Below are 22111 nucleotides of genomic sequence, written 5' to 3'. Positions count from 1 at the left end.
TTGCATTAAGACCGATCTTCCTGTACGGTTTTGAAAGAATCGACCGTCTTGCAGGATCCAAGCCATTCTCCGGCTGTTCTGGCCGGTGCCGTAGCCCAAATCTCCTCAGACCGGCCTCGATACGCAACCTCAGCATAGAACAATGTCGTTCGTGCTTCGTCTGGTTGTGCCCAACAAAGGAACCGACTGTCATGCCGAATCAAAAACGCCGAAAAGACCTTCGCAATGTCGCCATCATCGCTCACGTCGATCATGGCAAAACAACGTTAGTAGATGCCCTGCTCAGGCAAACCGGCGCGCATGTATTCAAAGAAGGCGAAGCCGTCATTATGGATTCGAATCCATTGGAAAAAGAGCGTGGCATTACCATTTTTTCGAAAAATGCTTCCCTCCTCTATAAAGATACCCGCATCAATCTCGTCGATACGCCTGGCCATGCCGACTTTGGGAGTGAAGTCGAGCGAATTCTACGCATGGTGGACGGCGTGCTCTTGCTCGTGGATGCCTTTGATGGTCCGATGCCTCAAACCAAGTTCGTCCTGAAAAAATCGTTGGAACTGCATCTGAAACCCATCGTCGTGATTAACAAAATCGACCGCCCCAGTGCCCGTCCGGAAGAAATCGTGAATCAAACCTTTGATTTGTTTTGTGAACTGAACGCAACCGACGAACAGTTGGATTTTCCCATTGTGTATGCATCCGGAAAAGAAGGAAAGTCCACGCTGGACATGAGTGATCCCGCGGTTGACATGAAACCCTTATTAGACACGATCATTCATCGGGTCCTGCCTCCCGTGGCTGATCCGGAGCAACCGTTTCAAATGCTCGTGACGATGTTGGAATATGACTCCTACATCGGTCGTGTGGCAGTGGGACGGATTGTCCATGGGATGATTGAAGTCGGCAATCAGATCGTGGCCGTTAAACGGGATGGCACCATTTCCCGCGGCAAGGTCACCAAACTGTTGGCCTATCAGGGGCTCACCCGGATCGAAACCGATTACGCTCAAGCCGGAGACATTATTTCCCTGGCCGGCCATCAGGACGTTCGGGTGGGAGAAACCTTAGCCTCTCCTCAAAACCCGACAGCCTTACCGACCGTCAACGTTGATGAACCGACGATTTCCATGAACTTCTCTCATAATACCAGCCCTTTAGCTGGAAAAGATGGAGGGCGCTTTCTCACCTCACGACACATTCGTGAACGCCTGGCTCACGAAGCCATGATGAATGTGGGCATTAAAGTAGAAGAGGCCGATGGTGGCGAGCGATTTACGGTCTCAGGACGCGGCGAACTTCATCTGTCCATTTTAATCGAAACCATGCGTCGGGAAGGTTTTGAATTAGAAGTATCCCCACCGAAGGTCATTTACAAAGAAATGGATGGCGAAATTCTGGAACCCGTCGAACTTGTGGTCATTGAGGTGGATCCCGGTTATCAGGGTGCGGTCATCGAAGCGCTCGGCGGCCGCAAGGCTGAAATGAAAGACCTGCGGATCAGTGCGGTCGGGACCGTCCGCATGGAATTCCACATTGCGTCACGTGCCCTTTTGGGATTTCGCAGTGAATTATTGAGGATGACCAGGGGCAGCGGTGTCATGTCACAAATTTTCCATGAATACCAACCCTTTAAAGGAGAGATTCCTCATCGTTCGGCTGGCGTCCTCATTTCTCATGGTCCTGGACAAGCCGTAGCCTATGGCCTCTGGGGACTTCAAGATCGTGGAGAAATTTTCCTCCATCCTGGGGACGACATTTATGAGGGCATGCTGGTCGGGGTCAACAACAAAGGCAATGACCTGGTGGTGAATGCCATTCGCGAGAAAAAACTTACCAATATTCGGGCCTCTGGAACCGATGAAGCCATTCACCTCATTCCGCCACGGGAAATGACCCTGGAATTCGCCTTGGAATTCATTGAAGATGATGAACTGGTCGAAGTGACTCCCAAAAATGTGCGGCTGCGAAAACGCTACCTCACCGACAACGAGCGCCGCTCCGCTCGCAACCTGTCCAAGAAGGCTCAATGACTCTTGCCTTCTTCCAATTTTTAAGTTGATTTTTGGGCCTTGCCATCACCTAACCGAGACGGCGAGGCCCATGGCCATTCTCTCCTGATCAACCCACATGCCTTGTGAAAAAAATTACTGTTCGCCTTGCACAAATATCCTCTGAACAGAATTCGTCAATGGCATTTTCCTCTCAGGCCTTTCCCAATAATCCTTCGGAAAAATGGCTCACAATAGACTGGAAAATCACTCTGGTGACCTCCCTCTTATTCCCAAATTAACCGGTCCAAATGGCTATCAGGCAACTCTCCGCCCTAGTTGCCATAAGATTTTGACCTCTTAGGCGTTTTCCCTTCTTCAGCACTTTCCTCTTTCATCATTTTTACGTATAATTCAGGCCTACCGTCCAGCCGGGAAAAAGCCTTGCCGGCAAGGCCTATCGCCCGATAGCAGTCCATACCATTGTGGAGCAGGCATGAACAACAATTTCTTCAAAGGACATGGCCTGGGCAATGACTATATTGCTCTCGACCCAGCCAAAATGTCTTTTAAATTAACACCGCGAACCATCCGGGCTCTCTGTGACCGGCATTGGGGAGTGGGAAGTGACGGCATTCTAGCGCTCGGGCCTTCGAAAAAAGCGGACTTTGGACTGCGCATATACAACCCGGACGGGAGTGAAGCCGAGAAATCCGGTAATGGACTGCGGATTTTCGGCTGCTATCTGTACCACACCAAGCATACGAGGAAAAAACACTTTACTGTAGAAACCAAGGGCGGATTGGTTGAGATCCATTTGGAACTTAACGGCCATGGATACGTGAATGGGGCCACAGTCGATATGGGACGAGCCTCGTTTCAACCCATTTCTCTCCCCTGCACATTACGGGTGCCTGAATTAATTCAACAGCCGGTTAAAGCCGCAGGCCAGTCTCTCCGGTTTACCGGGGTCAGTGTCGGAAACCCGCATTGCGTGGTGTATAAGAAACAGGAAGAACAATGGACCCGCCAGGACCTTCTTGAAATCGGGCCGGAACTGGAAAACCATATCATTTTTCCCAAACGAACTAATGTCCAACTGGCCGTTCCAACCGGGCCTCGGACCATTTCTATTTTGATCTGGGAACGGGGTGCGGGAGAAACACAGGCCTCGGGCTCCTCCGCCTGTGCGGCGGCTTGTGCCGGAGTACGGTTAGGATTAGTGAAAAGCCCCGTGTGTGTAAAGGCGCCTGGAGGAACATTGGATATTACCGTTGATCCTCAGTACAACATCACAATGAAAGGGCCCGTCACCGAGGTCGCCAGAGGGGAGATCAGTCAAGCCTTCATAGACGGCCTGCGTTAAAATAGATATCAATTCTCCACTCCTCGGCTCGCTTTTGAATTTGATTCTTCATCCTGCTGGGATGATCTCCCCAACTCTCACAGAAAGACCAAGACATTCCGTTTATGCCCCTACAATGAAATCTTTTTTCCAGAAGGGCATTCAGGTCCCAGACTTTCCATCTCGAAAATCATTACCAATTTTTTCTACGATTTTTTCTGCACCGTCTCCGAGGCGAGGACAGCGGGCCTAAACCTGAGACTATCTTCCACCGGACCCATCTCCCCTACCTTTTGCCCCGTGTGGCCATTCAGGCAATAGACATAGGTCCCATACCCACTTTTCCCCTGCTCTGCTTTGCCTGTGGGGTCATCCGCAAACACCAGTTCCCTCCGACAACATGATACAGCCCATCGCGATATCAACCCGGAAACGCGCATTCACCTGCTCTCCTCTATAGGCGGGGTTACTCTGGTAACTTTGGAAACTCAAACGGAATCGGTTCGCCGGTCAATGCTTTCAGAAACGCAATTAGATCGGCTTTCTCTTGCGGCGCCAATCCCAGTGGTTTCATCAACGGACTCAACTGAGGATTTGCATTCCCGCCTTTATCAAAAAAGTCGATCACCTCCTCTAATGTTTTAAAAGCCCCGTCATGCATATACGGGGCAGATTCCATAATGCTTCGAAGAGTTGGAGTTTTGAATGCTCCCTTATCGCGCTCTCGAAGAGTCACATAATACCGCCCCAAATCTTCTTCCATCGGTCCCACTTGCGGCACGCCGAGGTTGTGAAACCGATTATCCGTAAAATTGGAACCGTTGTGACAGAGGATGCACCGGCCTTTTCCTTTAAATAGGGCCATTCCACGTTGGGCATCTTCTCCCATCGCTTGTTGGTCACCTACGATAAACTTATCGAAGACCGAATTGGTGGAGATGATGGTCCGTTCATAGGCAGCTATCGCTTCGGCGATTCCCTGCAAACTCACTCCGGTTCCGAATACTTTCTGAAACTCTTCCTGATAGCCCTTTATCTTTGCAATTTTGGGAACGACACGTTCATGGGTCTCAGCCATTTCAACGGGATTATGAATAGGACCGATGGCCTGTTCTTCCAAAGAGCCGGCTCGACCATCCCAAAATTGGAAGGGATTAAAGGCGGTGTTGTATACTGTAGGCGATTGCCGGCCGCCCCGCAGCCCTCCAACGCCCACCGAGGTTTGGTTGGGATCAGCAAATCCCGCAACAGGGTTATGACAAAACGCACAAGAGATGGCATTGTTTTTGGATAACCGTCCATCAAAATACAGCCGTTTTCCAAGAGAAAGTTTTGCCGCGTAATTGAGGTTGCCGGGAGGCTGTGGAACAACAGTCGGCAATGGACCAATGTCGGGAACCGTATGACCATCCACCGTGATCACTTCCACTTCTGAACCAGGACTCGTTTCACTCCCTATTCCAGTGGAAGTGAGACTCAGTCCTACCAGGATTGTGCAAAGTACTGTGGTCAGTTCCCTTTTGAATGCTGGTTTCATTCCGTCTTTCCCTCCTGATCAGTTTGATGCCGTTCCCGAGGACCAAAACCCATTATCCAAAACTTTAGTGTACCCTGAATGTCAGCAAAATAAAAAGACAATTGCTTCATCTATACTAAAGAGAGATGCTCCTACCTGATTTTTTCAGGTAAGTTCCTATCCAACATGGGGGCCTTGCTAAGAACCTCTGATTCGCCATTCCACCTCACATTTATTTTGCATGAAGACACACACGTATCCCATTGATGCGGTAGTTCCACAACTACAGCAGACCCTCAGGCAACACCCAATCGTCCTTCTCACCGCTCAGCCGGGTGCCGGGAAAACGACCCAGATCCCGCTGGCCCTTCTCCAAGAACCGTGGTTGATTCCAAAAACCATCATTATGCTGGAGCCACGACGGTTGGCCGCGCGTGCGGCCGCGCGCCGTATGTCCGATCTTCTGGGGGAAACCGTTGGCACCACCGTTGGATATCGAACACGGTTGGATACCAAAATCAGCCCGAACACAAAACTGGAAGTGGTAACCGAAGGCATTCTCACAAGAATACTTCAACACGATCCTTCATTACAGAACTATGGCCTGATCATCTTTGATGAATTCCATGAACGCAGCCTGCAAGCCGATCTGGGTCTGGCCCTATGTCTGGAATCCCAGAAGGTATTTCGAGAGGACCTTCGGCTGTTGATCATGTCGGCCACACTTGACAGTGCGGCCATTTCGCAACAATTGAGACAGGCTCCAGTGATCACCTGCGAGGGCAGGATGTTTCCCGTCGAAACCCGCTACGTCGGAAAGCCGGATGGGAAAAATTTTGCCATGCAGGTGGCCCACACCATTCATCATCTGCTGAAGACCGAACAGGGCAACCTCCTGGTGTTTCTTCCAGGTGCGGGAGAAATCCGCCAAGTGGAACGACTCCTGGCAGACCTTCCTCTTGGCCCACATACGCGCATCGCTCCGCTCTATGGGGATCTATCCGCTCAGGCCCAGGACCAGGCTATTCTTCCACCGCCTGCCGGATGGCGCAAAGTGGTCCTATCCACTAATATTGCCGAATCCAGTCTCACCATCGAAGGTATTCGTCTCGTCATCGATACCGGGCTCATGCGCGTACCACGTTTTGATTCACGCAGTGGTATGAGCCGGTTGGCTACCCTCACGGTTTCCCAACAATCGGCAGAACAACGTCGCGGGCGGGCGGGACGGCTGGAACCCGGCCTGTGTATTCGGTTCTGGTCTGAGGCCGAGCAGCGTACCCTCACCCCCCGAACCACACCGGAAATTCTTGATGCGGATCTCACCTCGCTCGTGTTGGAGTTGTCTCAATGGGGAAATCACGATCACCAGGAATTACTCTGGCTTGACCCTCCTCCTTCCGGCGCCATCGCCCAGGCACGACAGCTCCTTCACTCCCTTGGCGCATGTGATACCCATGGCCACATCACCGATCATGGCCGGGCGATGGCCGACCTCCCCATGCACCCGCGACTCGCGCATATGGTCCTGAAGGGAAAGACGCTGGGGACGGGAGCCTTGGCGTGCGATCTTGCCGCAGCCCTAAGCGAACGAAACCTGTTCAAAGGATCAATCGCACGAGAACATGCCGATCTTCGCACCCGATTTGATATGCTCTATGGCGGGGCCCATGTTCAGAGAAACAGCGGGGCTCCGGATAAGGGAACCATCCAACGCATTCGGCAGGTCTCTCAGTCGTGGCAACGGACACTGCACATCACCGTTCCTCGCCATGTTCCCAAACAACAGATTGATCAGATGGGTGTACTCCTGGCGCTGGCCTACCCCGACCGGATTGCACAACGACAATCAGATGAGGCCAGACGATACCGGTTGGCCAATGGGCGAAGTGCAAGATTCCATCACCCGGATCCGTTAGAACATGAAGAATGGCTCGTGATCGCAGACCTTAACGGTGCCCCGGCAACGGCACTCATCTATATGGCTGCCCCGATTTCAGTCGAAGATCTGATCTCTCACTGCGGGGATTTCATACAGTCAACGGATTCTGTGATGTGGGATGGCTCGGCGCAAGCGGTCAGATCCATCCGGCAACGACGACTCGGAGAACTCATTCTGGAGGAAAGCCGCCTTCCGCATCCGGATCCTGACTTGGTGTTGACCGCGCTCCTCGACGGCCTTCGAAACACAGGCCTCTCCTGTTTGCCCTGGAACCCCACACTCAGAAACTGGCAGGCGCGCGTCCAATTCCTGCGCCGGGCCACGGAACCGGGATCCGCTTGGCCGGATGTCTCGGACGACACACTCCTTGAGAGATTGGACCAGTGGCTTGGGCCTTTTCTCATCAATCTCTCCAGCATCAACCAGCTGAAACGGGTCGATCTTGCCTGGCCGCTTCAGGCGCTCCTTTCTCCTGAACAACGGCGCACACTCGACACGCTGGCGCCCACCCATCTCACTGTGCCGACAGGATCGCACATTCCCTTGGATTATCTCTCAGGAGAGATTCCCGTTCTGGCTGTCCGTCTTCAGGAATTATTCGGACAATGCGACACGCCCCGCCTGGTCAACGGGAGGATCCCTGTCCTCATTCATCTGCTCTCTCCGGCCAGACGCCCCGTTCAGGTCACCCAGGACCTCACAAGTTTTTGGAAAACCGGTTACACGCAAGTGAGAAAGGAAATGAAGGGCCGCTACCCCAAACACTTCTGGCCCGATGACCCTCTTCAGGCCCCTCCCACTCGCGGCATTAAAAAGCAATAATTCAAAAGGGCCTGTGATTTAAGCCGTCTGGATCTTCATCTAACTCCATATAGAGGGTGAGCATGGATTCATCCAAAACGATCCAGCCATGTCCTTCGAGTTTTGGGGGCATCAACAACTTGTGTTCCAGCGAAGAGGGGTGGCTCCCCAAGAATAGAACATATTCAGTCATTACTTCCGGGCAGGGTTATGCTTACTCATCCAGATGCCAATGGTTTTTCCAAAGACGTGACAATGACAATTTTCCCGATAGGCAACTACATCTTTCCATTATTCAGCCGTGAGAGCTCCAGGCCCATTCTGCGATTTCCCTCGTCATTCAAATGTTGGTCAATTTGCCAGTAGAGATCTTCTCTTCTCCAACCCCTTTCTTTAAAGATGGGAGCGAAGTCAATAAAGTCGATCTTTTGGCCACGAAGAAATTCTTTCACCTGATTAAAGATCTCGGCATTATTGAAATCACTTCTTGGTGGGATTAATAAAAAAATCAAGTGATATCCTTTCAATTTCGCATCTTCGCCCCAAACCGTAATCGCTTTTTTGGTTTTCTCCGCAAAAGGGGAAAGAGAAAATTGGGTCAAAACTTCTGAATCCTCAAACAACCTATAAATACTTCTTTTTTTTGGTTTGTCGGGAGAACGAATTCCTGTTGCCAGAAGCATTTTTTTGAATAGGGCATTTGAAATATTCGTCAACAATGAATGCCGTAACAAAAAACTCTTTGTTTTCCTCCATAAGGATTTTGATTCTTCGGGGTCTTGAAAAGTATGTTCATCAATTGCCCTAATTTTCGGGGAAATCTCACGAACCCGATCTTCATCGGGTATACGAATGATCTGCTCCTTTCCCATTTCATAAACCGTATCGATGAGAAAACCATCGACGACTATCGAATGTGGAAAGGTGAAATCATTGATAATATCATTAGCAAAAAAACCAACAAACACGATAGTCGGCTGACGCCCAATTGTTTCAATAATCTTTTTGAATTTACCAAATTGGTGTATTGTCCCTGTATGGCCCACTCCACATTTGGCTGTTAACATTCCGGTGTTATTTTCCCAGACTGTCGCAAATTTGTCTTCGTAACGGCCAAAACCCCAAGTAAATGAGTCCCCAGCGAAATAAACATAGCCTTCTTTGCTAGTAGAGAAATCCTCCAGACTGTTTCTATCGAAACACCCAAGTTCATTGGCAAATATTTCAAATTCCACCCCGTCCGGTATCGGCTGGGTTCCCCTAGCAAGAGGGGTAATATCAAAACCAAGAAGAGGGTCGGCCTGATAATAATAACGTGGCCCCCCCCTCAGTCCGCTCAAACGCGGGTCCTTGGGGTGGGACCGGTAATCTGGAGCAAACTGGACCCATTGGGGAGGTATCAAAAAATACAATCCGACGTCGACGAGAAAAAAGCCTAAAAAGGTTAAGAGAATCAGAGAGAACCATAGGAAGGTAGGATGAGTCAGACGAGATGTCATTGTCGAATCTTTTCTTGGTTTTTGGTTAATACAAAAAATAGTTTTAGCCTACCGACATTACAGAATTTCGGTAACGTGATCTAATGATGATAGCGTGATTGTTCGTGAGGTAAATACCCAAAAGTTGCCTTTGGCGAAGACCCGGGATCCGGAAAGCATGGTGCTTACAATCACTGTCCCCAGCAAAGCCAACAATCACGTGGCCATTAATGATGCTTTTGAACGATCATGATTCAACACGATTCTACCAGCTATAACATTATCAACATTGATCCAAAAGGCCAACTTCTCTTCCTATGTTTTGAAGCCCTCCCACCGGTGCCTCCTCCATGCCCGCAAAGACTCTCCTGTGAGCCGGCATTCCGTAGGATCCTAGGTACAACTTCATTCAAAGATAGCCATGTATGTTCTTCAGGGACCACTTATTTTTTTGGTAAACTATCCAAGTTCTGAAACTCGTTGGCCTGGACTGTCTGCGCAAATCCTTAAAAATCTATTTAGAAAAACGCGCATCACACATACCAGTTCATTGGTATGCTCATTTCACGTTTTCCTTGCAGTCCTTCGTACGAGGAAAACTTTTCACCACATATTATGCCCATGGACACACTACTTCACAATTTCGAACATTTCCCTTTCCATCGTTAGGGGGAACATCCAGACTCTCTTGCTATTCTTATGGAGAATTTTTAAGGTATGCTTGATAAATCATTCCATCTATAGGCCTTTTCATTTTCGACCTAAGGAGCCGGCCTTATGCATTCAAAATTCACTTCTCATATTCTGGTGACGGCGGGTTGGGTCCTGGGCAGTTTTTTTCTGGGATGCTCCAGCGTGGAACTCACAAAGATCCCCCAAAAACCCCTGCCCTTCCATCCCCCTCCTCTGATTGAATTACCATTGGAAATGCCAGCGGAAGGAGGTCCACGACGCCCCGTCGATTCCATGTCCCACACGACCTTATCCGGTCCGGGACCGGAAATTATCATTGTCGAATCCAACCAGCCTGCCTTACGTGCCACAGCAGAACGGGATCCGGACGTGAAGACCCAATTGGGCGATCGTTTTGCCTTTATTAATACCGAGGAAGTCCCTGCCGACCAATGCCTGGTTACCCTGCAGGGAGACGACACGGCTAACTCTCGAACGACCGAACGGGCATCGGCTTCCGATGCCTCCGCATATCGGTTAACCTACTACAGTTACACCCACAATGTGGCCCTGCATGTGTGCCTGGAAAATGACCGAATGTCTTCTGTCCAGCAGGATCCGCGTGAAGGCTACCAGCCCGAAGAAGGTGAAGAAGAAATCACCACAGCCATTGAGCTGGCCAGAGTAGATCAACGAATTGCACAGGAAGTTCAGCATCTGCACGGACATGCCATTCTGACTTCCCCTGAAGAATACCGGTATTTCTGGGTGAGCGACGAAGCGGGGTTCGGAGACCGGGTATTTTGGGTCACATTTTCTGAAACGCCGGAGAGCTTGGCCCTCTACTTTGCACGAGTTGACCTCACTTCTCAGACCGTCTTAGACGCAGGCAAGGAGGCAGGACCCCAATGACTATTCCCAAACAAGGAGCACGTCGCATGGCATCATATCGATATTTACTCGCGGGTGTCGCTTTGACCAGTGCTTTGATTGTCAGCCCCGCTTTGGCCGACTGGGAATCCAAACCATTTACCTGGGGTCCGTGGGCCTTACACCTTGAGATGAAAGATGCCGCTGGCTTGGGGCTGCGCAATGTGTCCTATCAAGGCAACCAGATTTTAGGTAAAGCGGATTTGCCGGTGATCAGGGTCAAGTATGTTCGGGAGTGGCCGGCTTGGCATCCCTTCAGTTGGTTTGGCCTAGGGCGATCCAGTGGCCGATGCGGACCATTCGAGGACAGGATCAGCCCACAGCGCCTCAAAAAAAATCCTAACTGCGATGGGAAAAAGCTCTGTCAGGCCGAACATACCATCCAAGGCGTCAAGTGGTTGGAATTAGGTGTGTATGCCAAAATTGGTCAATACCATCTGTATCAGGCCTGGTATCTGAGCGAAGACGGTCGCCTGTATCCAAGCGTTCAGAGCTGGAATCTCTCTTGTAATACCGACCATGAACACCATGCCTACTGGCGGCTGGACTTTGATATCGGCGGATCCGATCAGGATCAGGTCTTTGTCCTGAACAGGAATTCTGTAAAGGACAACGGTTGGGGACCGGGGTGGGAAAAATATTTGGTAGAGGAGGATGACAAGAAGCCCGGCACCAACAGCCAGGATCGCGTTTGGTTTGTGCGCGATTACCCCAGCGGGCAGGGTGTCTGGGTTATTCCAGGTCCATTTGATGGGGAATCGAAGAAGTTTTCAGATCGTGATGTCTCGATTCGAAAATTTTACCGTGATGAAGATGCCGGCTGGCCATTCGGTGCACGTGGAGATTTGGAATTTAAAAGTGATGAAAGCGTCCAAGAGACCAATGTGGTCTTTTGGTATGTGGCCCATCTTCCTCATAAGGCAGCGGAAGGGGATCGACCGATGCGTTACTGGATGGGGCCACTTCTCCAGGTTCACCAAGAAACTCCCTAACACAACTTGAGGCAGGCCCAGCAAGACCCTGCCAGTGAAAATTCGTGATTTCTTTCACCTGTAGCTTCACTGGGAATAGGCTCCATGGCGGGCAGGACCATCGCTTACTCAGCCTGGCCCCGCTGATCCGGCCTGAGCATTCCGAATTCCGCAAGGAGGAAAAGCATGAGCAGTGCCAAACTCTCGACAAGAGGTTTTCCCTGCACTGTCGATTGAGAGAACCTATCTAAGAAAGCCTCAATGCTCCCAATGAATTCGATACCGTCACATTTCCAAAATAATTTCACAAGCCCCCCTCAACAATTTCTTTTCTGAGTATCCCAACTCCTGGTATGGCCTCATTTGTTAGGTTGCCTGCAGTGCATCATCGCCTTTTTCAGGAAAGGTTTGCTATGGTGATTGACTCATGCAAAACAGTCGACATCACCTGGATAGTTATTTTTTTCTTCATTTCTCTAGCTTCACAAGTAAGGAATCATGTCATGAAATTACTTTTCGGCATCCTAAGCATACGAACCTGTGCGCTCCTCACCAGCGTTTCAATTGTCCTATCGGGTGGGCTGGGATTGGCAGAGCCCGGAATTGATGGCTTCCGGGATTTAAAGTTTGGCATGACGGAACAAGAGGTAACCGCCTTACCAGCCTGCAATAGCTCTAAGGAATGTCTCTATGAACTTACCGATAAAAATCGATATATTGAACTGACCTATTTACCCGATGAGGCCTCAGATAACACGGAACTAGCCGGGAAACTGGCAAAGATTACCATCGATATGGGGCTATATCGAGATGAGTGGTACCAGCAATTACAGATCATTCTTGGAGCGAGTTATGACCTCACGCAGGACCTTACTGAAGCGACCAAGCAATCGTTTCTTTCTGGACAACTCGACGAGCTGAATGCAGGTTTTGAAGATGGACAGGTGTTACTGAAGGTCGTGCGCCGCCCATTCGGAAATCTGGAATTAAAGGTCGTGTATCAAAATACTGCCCTTGCGAAAGCATTTATTCAAGAGAGTCAAAGCGCGACCATTTCCTCCAAATAATGCACACGGATAGACCATATCCGACCTAGCACTGATGGTTGAGCCATTTACCCCTATTCCTCACCCTCCCTGCCTGAGAAGGGTTAGGACGCTTGCTTGGGTACGGAAGCCATTTTGGGTATCAACAGGCGAGGCCGGAGATTTTCCTCTTTTGCAAAGAAGGAAATGGGCAGGGTCACCACCCCCGTCTTCCGTTGTTCATGCATCAACTTCCGCCAACACCGCCGGCACAGATCATGATCCTTCAACGAGACAGCCCGTCCTAATTTACTGGAATGGGGATTTCGTCTGGGAGAAACAAAAACCTTCACCTCACTACCACATTTGGCACAATAGATCGCCCCGGCCGCACTGCTTCTTGACCCCCGCTGGGTCTCCAGACCAATACTTTCAGCCGTATATTTTCGTTTTGGATTCCACGCATGTTCATGTGACGTGACGGATTCGGGAATATCCCATGTCAGCATTCGTCTCATGGCCCCCTCCTTGAAAAGAATGGTCGGTAGTTCAGGTACTCTTACACTGAGCAAGGGATATGCCTGGTAACACACCGGATAAGATAGAGACGAGAAAAGCATGTGGAAACAAAAGACAGGGGATCCAAGGACCAGAAGGCGGGGCTCAGGAAGATAGGCAGGATATGCGGTGGACGGGCATATCTTTCCTGTTTGAACTCACTGAAATATTGACACCTGTTGGAACCTTTGACAGAGAGAAAGAGAGCCGAAATACTCAACAACCATGGCGAGATTGGTCAATGAACAAGACCAGGCAATGCCGGAATATTCCACGGATCTACCCGAGGCAGACACATGCCCCCCAACTGAGGTGGGTATTTATTTTTACCTGACCGAATCACACCCTTTCCGGCGCCGATTCATTTAAAATGAGCCAATACAGCCCCAGATTTTGAACCGCTTGAGAAAACTCTTGAAAGTCCACTGGCTTGCGAACATAACTATTGGCTCCAAGTTGATAGCTTTTCACAATGTCCTGCTCTTCCTTGGACGATGTGAGCACAACCACCGGGAGATACTTCGTCCGTTCATCAGCTCGTAACCGTCGAAGCACTTCCAGCCCATCAATTTTAGGGAGCTTGAGGTCCAGCAAGATAATTTGAGGCATCTGGCTTAAATCACGACCGGCATGCGCTCCGGTTCCAAATAAATATTCCAACGCTTCCACGCCATCCCGGGCCACCACAACTTCATTTTTTATATTGTTTTTCTTGAGCGCCCGCATCGTCAACTCTTCATCATCAGGATGATCTTCTACTAACAGAATTACTTTGTTGGTCATCATCTTCTCCTCCTCCGGTTGCGTTACAACGTAAAATGAAAGGTCGCCCCTTTGCCCACCACTCCTTCTGCCCAAATTTGCCCACCATGCCGTTGAATAATACGATGCACCGTCGCCAGCCCTACGCCCACTCCAGGAAATTCTGTATAGGCATGAAGCCGTTGGAACGCGCCGAAGAGTTTATGCGCATAAGTCATATCAAAACCTGCCCCATTGTCGGAGACAAAGTAGGCGGCCTGCCCTTTGTATTGGCCATAACCGAATTCGATACGGGGATGGGCTTGTTGCTGGGTAAACTTCCACGCGTTCCCGATCAAATTTTCTAAAACGGCCCGAAGCAATTGCGGGTCAGCGGTGGCGAATACATTATTGGCCACAATACATTCGACCTGCCGGTCCGGTTCCATCTTTTGAAAATCTTCGAGAACAGCCCGGGTTAGGGCACTCAAATCAAAGGTCTGGGTATGGATTTCGGCTCGTGTCAACCGGGCCAGATTGAGCATGGCATCGATAAGCTTGGACATTCGTTGACTGGCCGTCCGCACCCTCCGCAAATAATTTCGTCCTGACTCATCAAGTTTTTCATCGTAATCTTCCAATACGGCCTGGCTAAACCCATCGATCCCCCGCAAGGGCGCGCGTAAATCATGGGAGACCGAATAACTAAACGCCTCAAGCTCCTTATTGCTCGCCTCGAGTTGGGCCGAGCGCTGGACCAACTGGGAATTGAGTTTGCGTATGTCCTCCTCGGCCCGCTTCCGCTCAGCCACTTCCCGAATGAGTTCGGCATTTGAGGCAGCCAACTTCCCCGTTCGCTCCTGGACTCGCTTTTCCAGATTATCTTTCGCCTTCCGAAGGGTATCTTCGGCCAATAGTCGATCATGAATTTCCAATTCTAAATGTGTGTTGGCACTTTGCAGTGCGCCGGTTCGATCACGAACCTGCTCTTCCAATTCACTGGCCACCCGGCCGAGCTTTACCACCACTAACCCGAATCCCCCCATCCAAATGACGACCAACATCCCCAGCAACCCATAGGTCCCTTGCCAACTCATACCCATGATCGTCTCCAACGAATCAACGGGATACACAACCTCCAACAAGCCGCCCACCTGCCCGATCTGCCAATCACGCTTTGGACTGTCCGGATGACTGTTATGACACTCCACACATTCCTTCTGCATCCGATCGGGCTTCACGAAACGGAGGGATTCATGCCCATCGACTTGTTCAAACCGATAAAATGGCTCATCCGTATCAGGATGTTGCATGAAAAATTCCCACGCCTCTTCCTGGAAGCCATCACTGAATTTTCCTGATTTCTTTTCAGGATAAAACGGGTAGGGGCTCAGTAATGCCAATCGTTCGCCTTTTCGCCCAGCAACCAATCGATTACCCAGGTCCCGACTGAGAGTCGCAGGGAGAGGAATTTCGCCTTGATGGTCCCGATACCCTGTCGAGGCTTTAATTCCCTGGCTATGAAGGCGTTGAACAATCTCGACGGTGTACCATATCCGCATCTCTTTCAGCGCTCTGGTGTAAATCTCGGATCCCCGAAAGGCCATGGCCGTCACCATTTGGGTTTTCAATTGGGAAATATGGAAATAAATCACGATGAGACAGAGCCCAAAAAGCACGGTTAACACCAAAATCGTATGCCGATGTAGGAGCTCCATGGCTCCCAGAATTCTGTTCAGACAGGTTCGCCAGAGTCCCAAAACCGACAACGGCAATTCTTTACGAGGCGTCAACTCAGATACCGACAATGGTCTTTCCTATTCTCAATGCAGGTTTTTCAATCCCCTCCCTCTTCGAGGGCGGTCCTCTGACTTACGCTATCGGATCCTTACCAACAAAATTGAGCAACCCCCCCATGAGAGGCCTCCCTCATCCCCATGGCTCTAAGGACTTTGGCTTGCGATTTTTTTCGAAGGGATTACGCCTGAATCCGACTCCCAGTGAGCTCCCACTATTCAGAAGATGATGGGTACCCATCCGGTCAAATATATTGGCGGACCCCTAAGAAGAGAAAGGAGGGAAGCACAGCAGAGACAAACATAAGCCCTTTATTCCTCGGCAGGAGTATGGCCTTTGCGCCATACGACTGATTGCTCCCACCTGGTATGCTCACTCACACAGGAGCTTGATTTTGTAAGGCAACAGCCATCAAACTTTCTTCCGGCTCTGCTATCTTTTCAGAGTCAATGTCATCCGCCGGCGTGGGTTCCAGTTCCTGATCCTCGTCATACGTTTGCCGCACATCCAGAATTTCAATGTCTAATTGAGCTTCAGGGTACAGTCGTCGCAAGTCCCATTCCGTAATCCATCCACGTACATACTCGCGCATCCGGGTACTGGATAATTTCTCTACAGCTGAAACGGGTGGCGGTGTCCAACTATAGGCCGATCCATGCAGAGACCGAAGCCGCTCATATAAGGAATCCACCATTGATTCATAGGGACGAATTAATGGTTCGCCCTCCTGTTCGATGAGCCGGATACCCTGGATCGCCTGTAATGCTTGCATATGAACTTCATCCGTCGATTCCTCCTGACACATCTGCTCGATTTTCTGGGAATCCTGCTTTTCTTCCAAGATCACGCTTTGGAAATCATCAGTCAGGGCGACAATGGCCCCAATAGCCGGACAGGTATCTTCGGCCAACACCCCCATCCACCGTGCCACCTCCCTATAGGACTTGGTCCGCTGTTTAAAAGAATATCGCCCGATGATTTCCGCCTCATCAATAAGCAAGATCCACCCTTTATAGCCAGCCGCCACCATCAAGCGTGAGACAAATCGAAACCGTTGTAAGGCCAAATCCTGACTGGAAATTTTATTGAACACATAGGGGTTTTCCGGCGGACACCCCTGGAGATATTTATTGAGTTGGCTATTACTCAACGGATCTCCCGCCCAATACCGGATCATGCGATGACTCAGCTCAGGATCATTAATCATCCGCTCATAGAGATACAGGCTGGCAGCAAAACGGGAATCACATCCTTGGTCCTTCCGATGCACCCAATCAAACAGATCGGCAAAGTGCGGGCTTTGGAAATTCAGTTCACCGGCTATTTCGGTGAGAGCATCACCATGTTTACCGGGAACAATGGCATTGTTGATGGCTGCACGAAAGAGGGGGACACCATTATACAAGGGTGTCTCTTTACTGATCACAATGGGACTGCAGACAAAATTCTTCTCCAGCGCCACCTGTTGCAACGCGTGAAGCAGATGGGATTTCCCACTCCCAAACCCTCCTTCAATGACGATACCCTTGGTAGGCGTGGCATGAGGAACGTTTGCCTCCATCTGTTGAAGCAGCCGTCTGAACTTACCTTCCAGGTCCGGTTGGTGACTTCCCAGTACCTGCACCACATCACGATTCGGCACTCCGGATCGCAAAGCTTCCATGGCGCGTTGATGGCCAACATCACCATTGGCCATCGCCGGCCGATCAGTGTAGTCCTTTTTTCCGGTATCGTGGGTTTCCCCGGCCTGTTGAGATCCAAGACGAATCAATGCCCCTAATGGGTTTTGGTATTGGCGGTCACGGACTTCGTCCCAAATACGTAATTTCAACGCTTCGTATCGGTTGAGTCCCCTCCGTTCATCTGTCAAAAATTCTTGCGGCACCTGGACCACCAACAGGAAACTTTCCAATTCATCTGTTCCATCAATAAACTGGCGAAGCATTTCGTAGGCATCTAACGTCGTGGAAATGCCATAATACAAACCTTCCGGCGAATCCGGCTTCTTACTGAGCAAACATCGACTCAGGTCCAGGGACACGACTAACCCTGTTTTCCCAACTAACCGTAACCAACGGCATAACGAAACAAACATATACCGAGCATTGGTCCGATTAATTTTTTGAAAAATTAGGGCTTCTTTGAGAGCTGAAATCTGACGAATCTCCCCGCCCAGCCATGACTTGACCGGTTCGGTCATAAAGGGGACTTCTGAGCCAGAATCCAATTGCCCCAAACACAATCGGATCATGGCCATCCGAAATTCCTGGCACATCTGCGTATCTCGATAGATAGCCCGCTCTAACCAACTATTTAAATCCCGTCGCAGTAACGGTTCCGCCCGTTCATTCATTCGGGCGACGCCAGTCATGCAAAACTCTTCCTTGTTGTTCGGGATCTGGTACCCATTTTCTTGAAGGAGTCGACGAACAAATTGTGAGGCCAGATCATCCCATGGAATGCGGCGAGCAATCTGATGGAAAAACTTATCCATCATATGAATTTTGGTGTCTTTGGCATCAACTGAGATGCACGCATACCCCTCCTGCTGAGCCAAGGTAGCCAATTGGTTTTGGATGTCGACTCGATCCGGGTCAGAATCTGTCACCACGAACTTGACCGATGAACCTCCTTGCCCAATAAATCGTTGAAGGTATTCTTGGCGAAGCGTCTGAAACCATTCTTGAGGTCGTAACTCCATTGCTCGTATCCTTCACAGGTTAGAAAGTCACATGCATACACAGATAGGTCTTACAAGCTGACGAAAAGGCAGAGACCTATGCTGATAAACGTGTTGCCCCGTCTTTGAAAAATTGATTTGAATCTGGTGATTCTTTTGTGCGAATTTTCTGATGACAGACATCGTGGTCAAGACCCAAACTAGTTCGACTCGGAGAGTGCCGGGTGAAGCCGGCATTCCTCATCCCCTTCTAATTCAGAATCTTCCGAGTAATCTTGTCGAATTTCCGTTAATTCAATGTCAATTTTTTGTGTTGGATCAAGACGCGTCAAATCCCATTCGGTAATCCAGCCTTTGACATATTCACGCATCCGGGTGCTGGATAATCGCTCAATCGTTGGGACCTGAGGTGGTTCCCACCCATACGCGGCACCATGAATGGAACGAATTTTATGATAGATTTCTTCTACAAGCTGGTCATAGGGACCGACCAAGGGTATGCGTTCGCATTCAATGAGCCGCATGCCCTGTTCTGCTTGGCGGGACAGCACCAAATCGGTTTCCGATCCTGATTCTCGCAGTTTTTCTGGCACTTTTTCCCGATCACCCTTTTCATCAAGAATCGCACTTTGAAAATCATCCGTGAGCGCCATCACCGCCGCCAATCCGGATTTATAGCCGAGATCGGCAAAGCTGGAGGCTTCCAGTCGACCAAGCCATCTGGCTAATTCCGCATAGGACTGGGCTCGTTGCTTAAAGGAATACCGGCCAATAATTTCTGCCTCGTCGATCAGTAAAATCCAGCCAGAATATCCCGCCGCAATCATAAGCCGTGAAACAAATTTAAATCGTTGCAACGCCATCTCCATGGGGGAGACTCGTTCAAATCGATAGGAAACACTCGCATCACAGGATTTGAGTAATCGCTTGATTTCAGCATCGGTCAACGGATCCCCGGCCCAAAATCGAATGATCCGGTGACGTAACTCCGGGTCATTCACCATGCGTTCGTACAGAAACACCGAGGCCGCAAAACGTCCATCAATTTCTCCACCCTGACGATGCACCCATTCATAAAAATTTGCGTATTGAGGACTCTTGAAATTTAAACCCGCTGCCACCTCGGCCAAGGCATCTCCTCGTTTTTCGGGAATATCAGCAGACTCAATGGCAGATCGAAACATCAATGCGGGACTATACAGAGGCGTTTCCTTACTGATTACCACCTTGCTACATACAAATCTGGATTCCAATGCCATACGTCTCAAGGATTCCAGCAAATGTGATTTTCCCGTACCAAATCCTCCTTCAATCAACATCCCTTTTGTGGTCCAACCCTTATGAATGCTGGCCTGAGCGTCCTGCAACATCTGTTGAAATTTGGACTTGACCATCGGCTGTGGACATCCCAGCGCTTGGACCACTCCCGGGCTTGGGACACCTGCCCTCAAGGATTCAATCACCCGTTGATGCTGCACATCTTCTTTTCGGTTACCCACTCTGGCCAGGAGACTACTCCCGGGAAAGACTGCGGTGTGGTCGGTCAGTCTGACCATCGGTGCAAATGGATTTTGACGCGTTTTATCCCGGACATCATCCCAAATTCGAAGCTTTAGGGCTTCATACCGATTCAGACCCAACCGTTGATCCGAGAGAAACGCTTGCGAGGTAACGACCACAACTAATAACCCTTCGATTTCATCGCTGCCATCAATGAATTGTCTCAGCATCTCATAGGCATCCATAACCGCAGAGGGCGAATAATTAAGGGAGGTCGCACCGGCTTCTTTGCGGCCTGTAAAGGCAGAAATATCGATGGTCAAGACCATACCGGGTTTCCCCAACAGGCGGGTCCAATGGGCTAAGGAGACTATGAGGTCACGCGCATTACTGCGGGTGACCTTTTCAAAAATCAATATTTTTTTGAGGGTAGCCATGTGTTTCAGCTCACCCCGAAGCCAGGCCTTAATTGCTTCCGACTCTTTAGCGGGACTATCCGGCAATTCCAACTGAGCCAAACACAACTGGATCATGGCCAGTCGAAATTCCCGACTCATGTGAAAATCCTGAAACAAGCTCCCTTCCAACCATGCGTTCACTTCTCGGTGCATCGTGGCTTCATCGCAACTATTGAGAGAGGCCAGAGAAGACCAGCAACATTCCTCCCGCCTTTCAGGGATCTTCCATTGATGCTCCCGAAAGAGTTTTTTGACAAACTCGAACGCCAAGGCATCCCAATCAACTTGTCTGGCCATTTCCTTAAACAAGAGATCAATCAGTTGAACCTTTGTACAATGAGAATCCGCGTGAATCGTGACAAAGCCTTCCTCCCGTGATAGCGCCCCCACCCCCACGCTCACAGCTTTCGCGTTCTGAGCCTCCTCCACGACCGCAAATTTGACGGCCGATCCTCCACGACGAATAAACCCCTGAAGATAGGCAGATTTGAGAACGTTTAACCATTCCTGTGGAGACATAAATTTTCCCTCAATATCCTGTTAATCTCATTCGTCTTCTCGGTTCACCCTAGGGAAACTTAAATACGGTGCTGACCGGTTTATCCCGACTGGACAAAGGAGATTCCATAATAGGTTTTCTCCCGTCCCCCTTGCGCAATCACGGTTAACGTTTTGTTGGCATCCCGCACGCCGGTACTGGCATGAAAGTTTGCCCGATGATTGTTTTTGGTGGAAATGGTTCCACTTTTATCCAATAAATAAACATCCCGGCCAAATTCCTGTCTGGTATATTCATTGGCCTGCCACGGAAGGAGCGTCAATAGTTGATACAATTCCAACAGTGGAATCACCGTTCCTTTGCCAATGAGGTGCTTCCCTCGACCCGCCACCACAATGGAATAGGCCGTAAAGACCATCTCTAAAAACGTTTGCGGCTTAAATCGAAGGGGCTTATTCTGAACTTCCTTTAATCGTTTGACCAAGACCGAAGGACGAAGCCGGTTTTCCCGCATTCGATCAATGGCGACCGCACGTTCTTTATGAAGAATCCGTAATAAGACTGGATAGGAAAACAAATAGCCATCGTGCTCATAGAGATTGACACCCATCTGCTGGGCAGTGGTAAGAAGTTCCTGGCGAAACGCTTTGCCCTCCAAATATCCAGCTTCATCAAAATTCAGGCGTTCCTGGGTTTTCACAAAGTCACACCCCAGGCTCAGCGTCACCGCCTTGCCTTCCTCCAGTAATTTTCGCAGATTGACCAAATCACCCACTTTCGCTGCATCTTTAATTTTTTTAAATGACGCCATCACCTGCTTCGTGGTTTTTACTAATCCCCCGGCTTGCTCTTCAATATCAGCCAAGGCCTGCTCCAAATTAACGTTTTTCGTTGCAGCCATTGAAGGTGGAGAGGCATCCGGCAACTCAAGCACACCAGTTGCCGAACTCGACCCACAGGCTTTTAACGTATTATCAATTCCTTCGGCACTCATGTCGGTTATCGAGTCCTCTGGTTTGTGGTGAATTCAGGCAATCGGCTTTCAAGAACCGATTGATCGGCGCATACCTGTTTCATTCGGCACATACCGGAAAATTCTTAATAATTTCTGGCATTTTTTAGGAGGGTGGCTCATTAAACACACACGGTTTTTTGTAATGGTAAGCGTTCCTTGTTTTCCCTATAGTTGACCCGCCAGAAGAGAGCCTTC

Annotated in this window: 15 protein-coding genes; 6 read left to right on the top strand and 9 right to left on the bottom strand. The window is 49.8% G+C overall.

Going from position 1 to position 22111, the window contains the following annotated elements; genetic code table 11:
- The first annotated feature begins 191 nt into the window (after positions 1–191).
- Entirely contained in the window at positions 192–2030 is a 1839-nt protein-coding gene (typA, locus tag LX98_RS05780) for a translational GTPase TypA (protein WP_496427993.1), read from the top strand.
- 454 nt (positions 2031–2484) lie between these two features.
- On the top strand, positions 2485–3354 hold the full coding sequence (gene dapF / locus LX98_RS05775) for a diaminopimelate epimerase (protein ID WP_496427992.1): 870 nt from the start codon (positions 2485–2487) through the stop codon (positions 3352–3354).
- Positions 3355–3539: 185 nt separating this feature from the next.
- On the opposite strand, the gene LX98_RS05770 is transcribed toward dapF, so the two are convergent.
- Together LX98_RS05770 and LX98_RS05765 are read right to left on the bottom strand one after the other, a co-directional pair.
- Complete coding sequence (locus tag LX98_RS05770; RefSeq protein ID WP_496427991.1) at positions 3540–3773, bottom strand: hypothetical protein; 234 nt, start codon at positions 3771–3773, stop codon at positions 3540–3542.
- A gap of 26 nt (positions 3774–3799) precedes the next feature.
- Entirely contained in the window at positions 3800–4870 is a 1071-nt protein-coding gene (locus LX98_RS05765; protein WP_496427990.1) for a cytochrome c peroxidase, read from the bottom strand.
- Between the two features lie 220 nt (positions 4871–5090).
- On the opposite strand from LX98_RS05765, the gene hrpB reads away from it, so the two are divergent.
- Positions 5091–7613, top strand: coding sequence for an ATP-dependent helicase HrpB (gene hrpB, locus LX98_RS05760; protein WP_496427989.1), 2523 nt, complete (start codon positions 5091–5093; stop codon positions 7611–7613).
- Between the two features lie 257 nt (positions 7614–7870).
- Here the strand turns inward: hrpB and LX98_RS05755 are convergent, their stop codons facing one another.
- On the bottom strand, positions 7871–8932 hold the full coding sequence (locus LX98_RS05755) for a hypothetical protein (protein ID WP_496427988.1): 1062 nt from the start codon (positions 8930–8932) through the stop codon (positions 7871–7873).
- Between the two features lie 915 nt (positions 8933–9847).
- On the opposite strand from LX98_RS05755, the gene LX98_RS05750 reads away from it, so the two are divergent.
- From LX98_RS05750 to LX98_RS05740, 3 genes are all read left to right on the top strand, one after another.
- Entirely contained in the window at positions 9848–10654 is an 807-nt protein-coding gene (locus LX98_RS05750; protein ID WP_496427987.1) for a hypothetical protein, read from the top strand.
- Between the two features lie 26 nt (positions 10655–10680).
- Positions 10681–11664: a hypothetical protein gene (locus LX98_RS05745; protein WP_496427986.1), complete on the top strand. Its 984-nt coding sequence runs from the start codon at positions 10681–10683 to the stop codon at positions 11662–11664.
- A gap of 482 nt (positions 11665–12146) precedes the next feature.
- A complete protein-coding gene (locus tag LX98_RS05740; protein WP_496427985.1) occupies positions 12147–12710 on the top strand; it encodes a hypothetical protein in 564 nt (187 codons plus the stop codon).
- Between the two features lie 83 nt (positions 12711–12793).
- On the opposite strand, the gene LX98_RS05735 is transcribed toward LX98_RS05740, so the two are convergent.
- The 6 genes from LX98_RS05735 to LX98_RS05710 form a co-directional block, all read right to left on the bottom strand.
- Positions 12794–13186, bottom strand: a complete 393-nt coding sequence (locus LX98_RS05735) for a hypothetical protein (RefSeq protein WP_496427984.1) — start codon at positions 13184–13186, stop codon at positions 12794–12796.
- A 379-nt stretch (positions 13187–13565) separates the two neighbouring features.
- Positions 13566–14012 carry a response regulator gene (locus LX98_RS05730; protein ID WP_312642615.1) on the bottom strand — a complete coding sequence of 149 codons (447 nt, stop codon included), beginning with the start codon at positions 14010–14012 and terminating at the stop codon, positions 13566–13568.
- Positions 14013–14032: 20 nt separating this feature from the next.
- On the bottom strand, positions 14033–15775 hold the full coding sequence (locus LX98_RS05725; protein ID WP_496427983.1) for an ATP-binding protein: 1743 nt from the start codon (positions 15773–15775) through the stop codon (positions 14033–14035).
- 365 nt (positions 15776–16140) lie between these two features.
- Positions 16141–18465 carry a BREX system ATP-binding domain-containing protein gene (locus LX98_RS05720; protein WP_496427982.1) on the bottom strand — a complete coding sequence of 775 codons (2325 nt, stop codon included), beginning with the start codon at positions 18463–18465 and terminating at the stop codon, positions 16141–16143.
- Between the two features lie 179 nt (positions 18466–18644).
- The gene (locus tag LX98_RS05715; protein ID WP_496427981.1) at positions 18645–20921 is read right to left on the bottom strand and encodes a BREX system ATP-binding domain-containing protein; all 2277 of its coding nucleotides are present in this window, start codon (positions 20919–20921) and stop codon (positions 18645–18647) included.
- Between the two features lie 80 nt (positions 20922–21001).
- A complete protein-coding gene (locus tag LX98_RS05710; protein WP_496427980.1) occupies positions 21002–21895 on the bottom strand; it encodes a hypothetical protein in 894 nt (297 codons plus the stop codon).
- Positions 21896–22111: the final 216 nt, after the last annotated feature.

Source organism: Nitrospira marina (genome assembly GCF_059568365.1).
The sequence above is the reverse complement of the archived record's forward strand: the minus strand, read 5'-3'. Positions and strand labels throughout refer to the sequence as shown.

Excerpts from the sequence above, each read along its gene's own strand:
- LX98_RS05765 (WP_496427990.1), bottom strand. The coding sequence starts at position 4,870 with ATGAAACCAGCATTCAAAAGGGAACTGACCACAGTACTTTGCACAATC.
- LX98_RS05745 (WP_496427986.1), top strand. The coding sequence starts at position 10,681 with ATGGCATCATATCGATATTTACTCGCGGGTGTCGCTTTGACCAGTGCT.
- LX98_RS05770 (WP_496427991.1), bottom strand. The coding sequence starts at position 3,773 with ATGCGCGTTTCCGGGTTGATATCGCGATGGGCTGTATCATGTTGTCGG.
- hrpB (WP_496427989.1), top strand. The coding sequence starts at position 5,091 with ATGAAGACACACACGTATCCCATTGATGCGGTAGTTCCACAACTACAG.
- LX98_RS05710 (WP_496427980.1), bottom strand. The coding sequence starts at position 21,895 with ATGAGTGCCGAAGGAATTGATAATACGTTAAAAGCCTGTGGGTCGAGT.
- LX98_RS05720 (WP_496427982.1), bottom strand. The coding sequence starts at position 18,465 with ATGGAGTTACGACCTCAAGAATGGTTTCAGACGCTTCGCCAAGAATAC.
- LX98_RS05735 (WP_496427984.1), bottom strand. The coding sequence starts at position 13,186 with ATGAGACGAATGCTGACATGGGATATTCCCGAATCCGTCACGTCACAT.
- dapF (WP_496427992.1), top strand. The coding sequence starts at position 2,485 with ATGAACAACAATTTCTTCAAAGGACATGGCCTGGGCAATGACTATATT.
- LX98_RS05715 (WP_496427981.1), bottom strand. The coding sequence starts at position 20,921 with ATGTCTCCACAGGAATGGTTAAACGTTCTCAAATCTGCCTATCTTCAG.
- LX98_RS05740 (WP_496427985.1), top strand. The coding sequence starts at position 12,147 with ATGAAATTACTTTTCGGCATCCTAAGCATACGAACCTGTGCGCTCCTC.
- LX98_RS05750 (WP_496427987.1), top strand. The coding sequence starts at position 9,848 with ATGCATTCAAAATTCACTTCTCATATTCTGGTGACGGCGGGTTGGGTC.
- typA (WP_496427993.1), top strand. The coding sequence starts at position 192 with ATGCCGAATCAAAAACGCCGAAAAGACCTTCGCAATGTCGCCATCATC.
- LX98_RS05730 (WP_312642615.1), bottom strand. The coding sequence starts at position 14,012 with ATGATGACCAACAAAGTAATTCTGTTAGTAGAAGATCATCCTGATGAT.